General features: G+C 62.0%; 2 protein-coding genes. One reads left to right on the forward strand and one right to left on the reverse strand.

Annotated elements, in window-relative coordinates:
• Nucleotides 1–27: 27 nt before the first annotated feature.
• A complete protein-coding gene (locus PMI23_RS28105; protein ID WP_007918745.1) occupies nt 28–1020 on the reverse strand; it encodes a D-cysteine desulfhydrase in 993 nt (330 codons plus the stop codon).
• Nucleotides 1021–1210: 190 nt separating this feature from the next.
• Between PMI23_RS28105 and epsC the strand changes: the two genes are divergently transcribed.
• On the forward strand, nt 1211–2137 hold the full coding sequence (gene epsC, locus PMI23_RS28110) for a serine O-acetyltransferase EpsC (protein ID WP_007918747.1): 927 nt from the start codon (nt 1211–1213) through the stop codon (nt 2135–2137).
• The last annotated feature ends 54 nt before the right edge of the window (nt 2138–2191 follow it).

The following is a 2191-nucleotide window of genomic DNA, read 5'->3' on the forward strand; positions in this document are numbered from 1 at the left end:
CAGAGCGTGGGAACGATCAGCGATCTCTCAGAGGAAATCCTTGTAGGCGAATAACGCCGGCGCGCCGCCGGTGTGCAAGAAAATGATCGGGCCTTCATCAAAACGCTGACGTCCGATGCCATCGAGCAAGCCCGCCATTGCCTTGCCGGTGTACACCGGATCGAGCAACAGCGCTTCCTGACTCGCCAGCAACTTCACCGCCGCCAACGTCCCGGCATTCGGCTCGCCATAACGCGGGCCGAAATATTCGTCCCACAGCTCAACCTTGAAACTGGCCGGCAGCTCGACGCCGAGCAGGTCCGCCGTACGTTCGGCAAGGCCCTGAACCTTCGGCCGCTGGTCTTCTTCAGTGCGCGAAACGGTCACACCAATCACCGGCAATCGGGGCAATACTTCGCTCAACGCCAAGGCCAGACCGCTGTGCGTTCCGGCACTGCCCGAGGCGAGTACCACCGCAGCGAAATCCAGACCGGTGTCCTTGATCTGCTCGGCCAGTTCCAGACCGGCACGCACGTAACCGAGCGCGCCGAGGGCATTGGAGCCGCCGATTGGCACCAGATATGGCTTCTTGCCGTTGCTGCGCAGACGTGCGGCGAGGGCGGCCAGTTGGTCGTCGGCGTTGTCGAGGTTGTCGACCAGTTCGACCTTGGTGTCGAACAGATCCAGCAGCAGGCGGTTGCCGTTGCCGGTGTAGTTGCTGTCGTCAGTGCCCAGCGGATTTTCCAGCAGCGCCACGCAACCTAGGCCCAATTTGGCGGCGAGTGCGGCGGTCTGGCGAACGTGGTTCGATTGCAGCGCGCCGGCGGTGATCAGCGTATCGGCGCCTTGCGCGAGAGCGTCGGCAGCGAGGTATTCGAGCTTGCGCAGCTTGTTGCCGCCCATGGCCAGCGGCGTCAGGTCATCACGCTTGATGTACACCTCGCGGCCGAGCCAGGCGGACAGGCGTTCGAGTTTTTCCAGCGGCGTCGGGTGGCCGAGCAGGTCGAGACGGTTAAAGCGGTCCAGCTGTTGTTTGATCATGAGTCCGTACTGGAGGAGAAAGATGAAAGGACTATAGGCACGGGCTTTTGCAGGGGCAACCGTGAATCGCTTATAGCCAAATGAACTGAGGCCAGCACTATCGGTTCTTAATTCGCTCTCGCGACCATGCCGTAAAGTAGTCGCCGTTGACGCGGCCAGACAGTCCGGCCGCCCGTGAGGAGTCTTTACCGTGAGCGAGCGTTCCAGCCATTGGCAATTGCAGACCATCGTCAGTCAACTGCGCAGCGCGCGGGATCAGTGGCGGGCACAGAACGGCCGGGCGTCCGGCGAGCAGGGTGGTCGCGAGTTGCCGTCGCGGGCGGCGATGGCGGAGATTCTCGAAGCACTGTGTGGGGCGTTGTTCCCGATGCGTCTGGGGCCAGTGGATCTGCGTGAAGAAAGCGAAGACTTTTACGTCGGCCACACCCTTGATGTGGCGTTGAATGCGCTGCTGGCGCAGACCCGTCTGGAGCTGCGTTACGTTGCCCGCCACAGCGCGCAGGCCGATACTGAAGTCGAGGCCCGCGCCATTCAGATCGTGCAGGATTTTGCCTTGGCTTTACCGGGCCTGCGCGCGCTGCTCGACAGCGATGTGTTGGCGGCCTATCACGGTGATCCGGCAGCGCGCAGTGTTGATGAAGTGCTGCTGTGCTATCCGGGGATTCTGGCGGTGATTCACCATCGCCTCGCTCATCATTTGTATCGTGCCGGGCTGCCGCTGCTGGCGCGGATCAGCGCGGAAATCGCCCATTCGGCGACCGGTATCGATATCCATCCGGGCGCGCAGATCGGCCGTAGTTTCTTTATCGATCACGGCACGGGTGTGGTGATCGGCGAGACCGCGATCATTGGTGAGCGCGTGCGGATTTATCAGGCCGTGACGTTGGGCGCCAAACGCTTCCCGGCGGATGAAGACGGGCAGTTGCAGAAAGGTCATCCGCGTCATCCGATCGTTGAAGATGATGTGGTGATTTATGCCGGGGCGACGATTCTCGGGCGGATCACCATTGGCAAGGGGTCGACCATTGGCGGCAATGTCTGGCTGACGCGCAGTGTGCCGGCGGGGTGCAATTTGACTCAGGCGAATTTGCAGCATGATGACGGGACGCAGAAGTAGGGGGCAAAGCAAACCCTCATCGGAACGCCGCCCGCCCAGCCCTCTCCCGGAGGG

Source organism: Pseudomonas sp. GM24 (assembly GCF_000282235.1).
GTDB lineage: Bacteria > Pseudomonadota > Gammaproteobacteria > Pseudomonadales > Pseudomonadaceae > Aquipseudomonas.

Bases quoted from the DNA above. Each gene is read 5' to 3' on its own strand.
- PMI23_RS28105 (WP_007918745.1), bottom strand. From the start codon at position 1,020: ATGATCAAACAACAGCTGGACCGCTTTAACCGTCTCGACCTGCTCGGC.